This window comes from Clostridium sulfidigenes (genome assembly GCF_000732635.1).
Lineage (GTDB): Bacteria > Bacillota > Clostridia > Clostridiales > Clostridiaceae > Clostridium_J > Clostridium_J sulfidigenes.
In genome coordinates this window covers 130775-137656 of the sequence record NZ_JPMD01000014.1, presented here as the reverse complement: position 1 = coordinate 137656, position 6882 = coordinate 130775, and the positions used below count along the sequence as shown (strand labels likewise).

The 6882-nt window shown below is 30.2% G+C and carries 9 protein-coding genes; 6 read left to right on the top strand and 3 right to left on the bottom strand.

What is annotated here, in order from left to right; all coding sequences use genetic code 11:
* On the bottom strand, positions 1-87 hold an 87-nt coding region (locus tag IO99_RS19735), incomplete at its 3' end, for an IS1 family transposase (protein WP_341349079.1).
* A 123-nt stretch (positions 88-210) separates the two neighbouring features.
* Between IO99_RS19735 and IO99_RS06620 the strand changes: the two genes are divergently transcribed.
* Both IO99_RS06620 and IO99_RS18345 read left to right on the top strand, forming a co-directional pair.
* Entirely contained in the window at positions 211-873 is a 663-nt protein-coding gene (locus IO99_RS06620) for a Type 1 glutamine amidotransferase-like domain-containing protein (RefSeq protein ID WP_051823972.1), read from the top strand.
* Between the two features lie 127 nt (positions 874-1000).
* Complete coding sequence (locus tag IO99_RS18345) at positions 1001-1513, top strand: GNAT family N-acetyltransferase (RefSeq protein ID WP_051823971.1); 513 nt, start codon at positions 1001-1003, stop codon at positions 1511-1513.
* A 156-nt stretch (positions 1514-1669) separates the two neighbouring features.
* Here the strand turns inward: IO99_RS18345 and IO99_RS06610 are convergent, their stop codons facing one another.
* On the bottom strand, positions 1670-2155 hold the full coding sequence (locus IO99_RS06610) for a hypothetical protein (RefSeq protein ID WP_035131566.1): 486 nt from the start codon (positions 2153-2155) through the stop codon (positions 1670-1672).
* Positions 2156-2287: 132 nt separating this feature from the next.
* Positions 2288-3079, bottom strand: coding sequence for a CPBP family intramembrane glutamic endopeptidase (locus IO99_RS06605; RefSeq protein ID WP_035131564.1), 792 nt, complete (start codon positions 3077-3079; stop codon positions 2288-2290).
* Positions 3080-3575: 496 nt separating this feature from the next.
* Here IO99_RS06605 and IO99_RS06600 point away from each other — a divergent pair, with 496 nt between their 5' ends.
* From IO99_RS06600 to IO99_RS18340, 4 genes are all read left to right on the top strand, one after another.
* On the top strand, positions 3576-3794 hold the full coding sequence (locus IO99_RS06600; protein WP_035131562.1) for a hypothetical protein: 219 nt from the start codon (positions 3576-3578) through the stop codon (positions 3792-3794).
* Positions 3795-4053: 259 nt separating this feature from the next.
* The gene (locus IO99_RS06595) at positions 4054-4812 is read left to right on the top strand and encodes an APH(3') family aminoglycoside O-phosphotransferase (protein WP_051823970.1); all 759 of its coding nucleotides are present in this window, start codon (positions 4054-4056) and stop codon (positions 4810-4812) included.
* 96 nt (positions 4813-4908) lie between these two features.
* Positions 4909-5463 (top strand): GNAT family N-acetyltransferase, encoded by a 555-nt coding sequence (locus IO99_RS06590; RefSeq protein WP_051823969.1) that lies wholly within the window; start codon positions 4909-4911, stop codon positions 5461-5463.
* Positions 5464-5549: 86 nt separating this feature from the next.
* On the top strand, positions 5550-6782 hold the full coding sequence (locus IO99_RS18340) for a S8 family serine peptidase (RefSeq protein ID WP_051823968.1): 1233 nt from the start codon (positions 5550-5552) through the stop codon (positions 6780-6782).
* The last annotated feature ends 100 nt before the right edge of the window (positions 6783-6882 follow it).

The window sequence follows — 6882 nt, the reverse complement described above, 5'->3', positions numbered from 1 at the left end:
ATATTTTTGATTAGCCTGCTTGTCCAATCCGAACTTATATAGTTGATCAGAATGGCAGCGAGGGCATTTTACATTTGTTTTGTTCATTGTTCTTCTCTCCTTTTCTTGGGGGATATTTGGTCTTAAGTAAACTTATTATATTTCCAAGGGTTGAGAAGTGCAATGTTCATATAACTTAACAGAACGAAAGTTTCATTGAGGAGGAGTATTATGAATATTTTATTAGATGGATTAGATTTTAATGAATCATGGGCATATAATACATTAAAGAATATAATTAAACCTGAATACAAAATTTGTGTGATTCCTTTTGCTTTTCATGAGGATTGGATAAAAAATGAGGCTGAGTGGGAAAAATCCTATAATAAAATAACTGGTGAGCATTACAAGAATATAGCTGCTCCATTTTACACTTATGGGATAGAGGATAATAATATAACATTGATTAATTACTTTACAGACAATTCAGAAAGTGCTAAAGCAAAAATTAATTCAGCGGATATAGTTTTTTTTACAGGTGGATTCCCAGATAAAATAATGAGTAGGCTATCGGAGTTAGGATTGATTAATACCGTAGAAAATCATAGTGGAATAATAATGGGATGGAGTGCTGGTGCTATGATGCAATGCTCACAGTATTATATTTCTCCAGACAAAGATTATCCAGAGTTTATTTATGAAAAAGGACTAAGATGTATAGACAATTTTGCAGTTGAAGTACACTATAAAAATACTGATTCACAAAATAAAAGTATTGAAAAATATATAATAGAAAATGGTAAGATGGTATATACTACACAACAGAAAAGTGCAATAATTGTTGACGGTGAAAACATATCATTATTAGGAAATGCAAAAGTTTATCAAATATAAATTTAATATTAAATTTTCAATAAGAAGGATCTGTAGTATAGAGGAAAGATTGCCAGATTACCTTGATGATTATTCAATAAAAGCAAAGAGGTCTGCACCTATATATGAAATATAAAGAGGGATTAGAATGTTATATGAAATTAGATTAGCAGAGGAAGATGATATAAGGATAATAGTTGAGTTACTAAATAAAGTAACGTTAGACTTACATGAAAAATGTATTAATCAATGGACATATCCTTGGGATGTTGAAGAAATAAATATAGACGTAAAAAATAAAAACATCTATATGATAACAATAGACAAGCTAATAGTTGGAACATTTTCTATAAAAGACATGGATGTTAATGCTGTACTTCACATCAACAAACCCAATAATTTATATCTTTACAGAATAGCAATATTACCAGGGTATCAAGGGAAAAATATAGGACTCAAAATTATTAATTATGCCTTTAAGATTTCAAGAAATTTAAGAAAAACACTATATTTAGACTGTTGGGCTGGAAATATAAAATTAAAAAACTATTATTCTAAAGCGGGATTTGATTATTGCGGAGATTTTCAAGAAAAAGATTATATGATTAGTGTTTTTAAATACGCATTTCCATTAAACTCAATATTTGTTGATTTTTCATAAAATAATAAATTGGATTTTAATTATATTGCGAACTAAAAATACCGTATATTCAGTTTTGAATAGTACGGTATTTTTATAAAATATTTGATTTTATTTTTAGTGAGCTATTTATATCTTTTACAGCTTTACATTTCAATTACTTCACTGTAACTTTCATTACAAGTTGGAGGTTGATTTTAATTTAATGGGTATAAACGCTTCCATTTGTGCCCATCCTTGTGCTTTTATAATCTCTGGTGGTGTAATAATATGTCCCATACCATAATGATTTTGACGGATATCCAGTTCGAAAATATCAGAATTCCTAATATATTCCAAGGCTTGATTATATAACTTACCACGTGTTTCTTCATCTCCATCTTTGAAGAAATAAGTTACATAGTACCCGCCTTCAAAATCAACAACTTCGTTACTGCCATCATCCATATCATCACTCAATGCCCACCACCATACTAGGCCTTGTTTTTCTTCATCAAAACATAAAAAATCTCTGGGCATAAAACTATCTCGTTCAGATAGATTAATTGCAGAAAAATACTTATTGAACTTTCCTAAAATACCGTCAGGGGAAAAGTTAAATTCTTTATCTATCCCAGATGATGCTGCTTTGAATGGTGGCAATGATATTATCCTAAAATCCATAAAAATACCTCCTGTTATTTTTTATCCACTAATTTAAACACGCTTACTTTGACCATATTATAACATATTTTCCAACACCGTACTATTCAATTTTTAAAGAACAAATTTAAATAAGGATGCAGGGTTGTACTATTACACTACACTTTTGTTGTAGATCACAACAGTTATAATTGAAACAACAATAATCATAGTATTTGCCACAACAGTTCCTAACCAAGTCATAGTCATGGTGCCAAAGATGGGGGATGCTGCATTAAACATGGTATGGAATAATACGCACATAAACACACAGCCTTTTCCTGATATTTTGTAGATTGCTCCGTTAAAAAACCGAAATGCCATGAGTTGAACTGCAAACATCCAAAAGTTAATGAGTCCCTCTCCATGATTAGTCCCCGGAATAAAAAAGAGAGGAATATGCCAAAAAATCCAAATTATACCTGTAAAAATGGAAGAAAAAACAAAGCCATATTCTTTGTCAAGCTCAGGCTGCAATATGTACATCCAGCCAGCTTCTTCCAAACCACCGATAATAAGTCCCCCAGGTAGAGAAAGGAAGAACGTATAAAACGGAAGCACCATTTCCGTATGGCCCGAAACTGCAATATGAATCAAAAAATACAGTGCAAGCCCTGAAACAACGAACAAATAGAGGAAAATTTTATTTTTAAAATAAAAAACAGTTTTCAACCATTCCTTAAAATCTGCTATTTTGTTATTCTTCTTCAGAACGATATATGAAGCAATAGCGGGTGACAAAATATAGATTGCAAAAGGAATGTTCATCACGAATTGCTGTAACGAGTGAACCCAATTGTAAACCGAGTATCCGAACGGCCCAAGAATAATCAAAGCACCTGATACAACATAGGCTATACAAAATGTCAGCATGGTAAATTGTACTATAATTTTTTTATCTGTCATGATTTCTTCACCTCACATTTTTAAGTATTCATTAAATTTTACATTTAACCTAATATTTGCTTTATGCCAATTCAAAATTAAGCTCTCAAAATATATCTAATCTCCATTACAAATTCTTATTTTCCAGTAGTTTAATAGTCAACTAACTCACATAATACTATTATATTCTAAATTGACCATTATTTATATATTTGTTTTATACCGTACTAATATCAATCCTGAACTTTAAGCATAATCCTAAGTAAAGTTAGTTCATCATTCCTATATGATGCAACAAATATTACATAAGTGATTGGATTAGAAGGGGAACCGTTAAGGTTGTTCCATATGGTTTTAATTTGAGAGAGATTTATAAGGAAGAAGAAAATAAATATCTTATAGAGTAAATTAAAATTAATTACATAGATAATTACAAACGGTTACAAAATAATGTAAATTATGGTATAATAAAATAAGTTATAATTGCCTCAAAAAATGAGTTAGGAGAGGATATTTTATGAAAAATCAACTTAAATATTTTTTATCAGGGATTATAATAATATTATTTAGTTCACCTATAGGTTATTTTATGATTAATACAATCTACGCTAATAAAAATCTATCTGGTGAATATACTACTTTATTAAATGGTTTTATACATTCAATAATCACAATTGGCGTTTTAGTATTTTCTGTGGGAGTAATAAATATTTTTATTGGGGAAAAAAGTAAATAGACCATTTGTTTATAATTTTCAAATAAAGTCCAGCAATAATTGCTGGACTTTGCTAATATCACATACTATAGAAATATAGTTTATAATAATTATTTTTTTCACATTTTTTCAAAACTTACTCTTGATAATAATACAATTACGACTTAATTAGAATATTCCTATATTACGGTTATTTACACAACATAGGATCACTAGAATAGATTTAAATAAAAATGTAATGCTAGATATTTATATAGAAAAAGGATTGGTGGGAAAATATATGTATTTACCGAATAAGCTAGAAAAAATACTTGCAGGTATGCACTTTGAAGAAGATAAAGAAGGTATGTCGAAAGCAAAAGTAATTAAGTGCTTTGATATGGATAAATCTTATTATTTAAAGATAGAAAAAGTTAATGATGAAGTGATCAGAGAATATGAGATGTACCAGTGGTTGTATGGAAAACTATCAGTACCAAAACTGATTTATCGTGTGATAGAAGATGACATTTCTTATATGCTGATAGAGAATGCAAAAGGTCAGATGCTAGAAGATGAAGCATATAGAAAAACTCCAGAAAGATTAGTTCATTTAGCAGCCATTGGTATAAAGAAATTGCAGAGTGTTGATATCACAGAATGTAATTTTAACAGTAGAATAGAGGAAAAATTAGAAAAAGCAAAATACAGGATTGAACATAATTTGATAGGAAGAGTGGATAGAAATAAATATACGGAAGGCCTTGAAACATCTAGGGATGTATTTAATTATCTCCTAAGGAATAAGCCGGTAGAACAATTAGTGTTTACACATGGAGACTATTGTTTTAACAACTACTTTACAGATGGTAAAGATATTACATCCTTTATAGATATGGGACGAGCAGGAGTTGGCGATCTATATCAAGATATTGCATTATGTGTTCGTGAATTAATGGATTTTGATTCAAGATATACAGATATGTTGTTTGAAGAATTAGAAATAAAACCTGATTATGCAAAAATAAAATACTATATTTTATTAGATGAGCTATTCTAATTATGTATAAATTGCGGAGTACAAATTACAAAGCTGGGTTATCTATGTTATATGAAATTAGATTAGCAGAGGAAAATGAAAAAGTGGGGGATAAGAATGGAAAATATAAATATAGAAAAACAAATACAACATCTATTAAAAGGAAAATCTATAGAACTTGTACCTGTAACTGAAGAACATATGGAGTTTATATGTAATGAAGAAAGTGATGAAGAATTATGGTGTTATGAGGAACATGTTGAGACTGACAAAAATCGTATTCGAAAGAAGTTTATTAAGCGAATTGAAGAAAATGATGTTTTTGATTTTATAGTTAAACGCAGTTCAGATGGGGTACAGATGGGAGTAGTTTATATATGGGAATGTATTACTTCACGAAAGAGCTGGGAAATTGGATATGTTATCTTGCCGGAGTTTCAAGGTAATGGATATTGTTTAGAGAGTGTACAGATTTTGCTATCCTTTGCATTTAATGAATTGAAAGCTCATAAGGTATTAGGTATGTGCCATTGCGATAATAAAAAATCTGCATCAATAATGGAAAAAGCAGGTATGTCAAAGCAGGGTGTATTTAGGGAAGAGTATCTATGTGGAGGTAAGTGGGTCGACCAATTCTATTTTAGTATGCTGGAGCGAGAATATGCGAAATAAAGATTATTAAAAAAGACATAGATAAATAGGAATTTGTCGCTTAGATTATATTAAATATGAATTAACTAAAAAGGCGGTGCAGGGAATTGAAGTGTAGATCCAAAAATGTGATTTGCTACTTGATAACAATTGGCAGTTTATTTATTCTAAATGGGTGTGGTAATCCAGATAAACTAAAGAATGGCGAAATAACAGATAGACCTAGAGATGCTGCAGAAGCAACTTATAATATTAATTCAAATAAAAGCGAGAGTGATAGATGGGCTATTAATGATATAGGTAGTATTGATCTTACATCTATGGACTTAACACATGAGAATCTAACTGATAAAACTAACTTATTTAAGTATTTTCAGTTTGATACGAAAACTACCTGGCCTTCCAAATTACCTGATGGACTTGATCCAAATAAGTTGTTAGAGTTAGGAAAAGACCCGGGATTGAACATAAGGGAATTGCATAAAAAGGGTATTACAGGTAAAGGAGTTGGAATTGCAATAATAGATCAGGCATTACTAGTGGACCATGACGAATATAAAGAACAGCTAGCTATATATCACTCATATAGTAAGAATAAACATCAAATGGCATCGATGCATGGACCAGGGGTGGCTTCATTAGCAGTTGGAAAAAACATAGGTGTTGCACCAGAAGCAAAACTATATTACATTTCAGATGATTATGCTATGTGGGGAAAGAATGCTAATCCAGCAGACAACTTACATGGTTATGAATATTTAGCAAAAGATATTGATAGAATCGTTGAGTTAAATAAATCACTTGATACTAACGAGAAAATTAGAGTTGTTTCAATTTCATTAGGATATGTAGGTAATTCTGATGAAATTGAACAGTTTAAACTTTCAGTGCAAAGAGCGAAAGATCAAGGAATAGAGATTTTGTTTTTAGGTGATGATAATCCTATGAATCAATATATTGGTATGGGAAGAACTTTGTATGGAAACCCAAATGTTGTAGAGGATTTAAGACCAGCATATATGACTTATAAATTATATAATGGTAGATTTGATACAGGAAGATTATTAGTTCCAATGGATCAACGAACAGTAGCATCAAGTATTGGAACCTCAGATTACCTTTACACACCTATCGGAGGAGGTAGTTGGATTGTTCCTTATGTAGCTGGATTATACGCATTAGCATGTCAAGTAGATTCTCAAATTACATTTAAAGAGTTTACATCAATTGCAAGAGAAACTGGCAAGATTACAAGTGTTACTGATGAAAATGGAACCTATGAATTTGGTACTATAATAGATCCAATAGCACTAATAAATAAATTACAAAGTAGACAGTAATATGTTATAATTACTATTACAATATTAAGGTAATATTAATAATTCACTGTGGAAAAGTAATGGTTAAAATTTTTAATTAAGTCATATCAATGGATAGAGG

Bases quoted from the DNA above. Each gene is read 5' to 3' on its own strand.
- IO99_RS06620 (WP_051823972.1), top strand. From the start codon at position 211: ATGAATATTTTATTAGATGGATTAGATTTTAATGAATCATGGGCATAT.
- IO99_RS18345 (WP_051823971.1), top strand. From the start codon at position 1,001: ATGTTATATGAAATTAGATTAGCAGAGGAAGATGATATAAGGATAATA.
- IO99_RS06595 (WP_051823970.1), top strand. From the start codon at position 4,054: ATGTATTTACCGAATAAGCTAGAAAAAATACTTGCAGGTATGCACTTT.
- IO99_RS06590 (WP_051823969.1), top strand. From the start codon at position 4,909: ATGGAAAATATAAATATAGAAAAACAAATACAACATCTATTAAAAGGA.
- IO99_RS06605 (WP_035131564.1), bottom strand. From the start codon at position 3,079: ATGACAGATAAAAAAATTATAGTACAATTTACCATGCTGACATTTTGT.
- IO99_RS06600 (WP_035131562.1), top strand. From the start codon at position 3,576: ATGAAAAATCAACTTAAATATTTTTTATCAGGGATTATAATAATATTA.
- IO99_RS06610 (WP_035131566.1), bottom strand. From the start codon at position 2,155: ATGGATTTTAGGATAATATCATTGCCACCATTCAAAGCAGCATCATCT.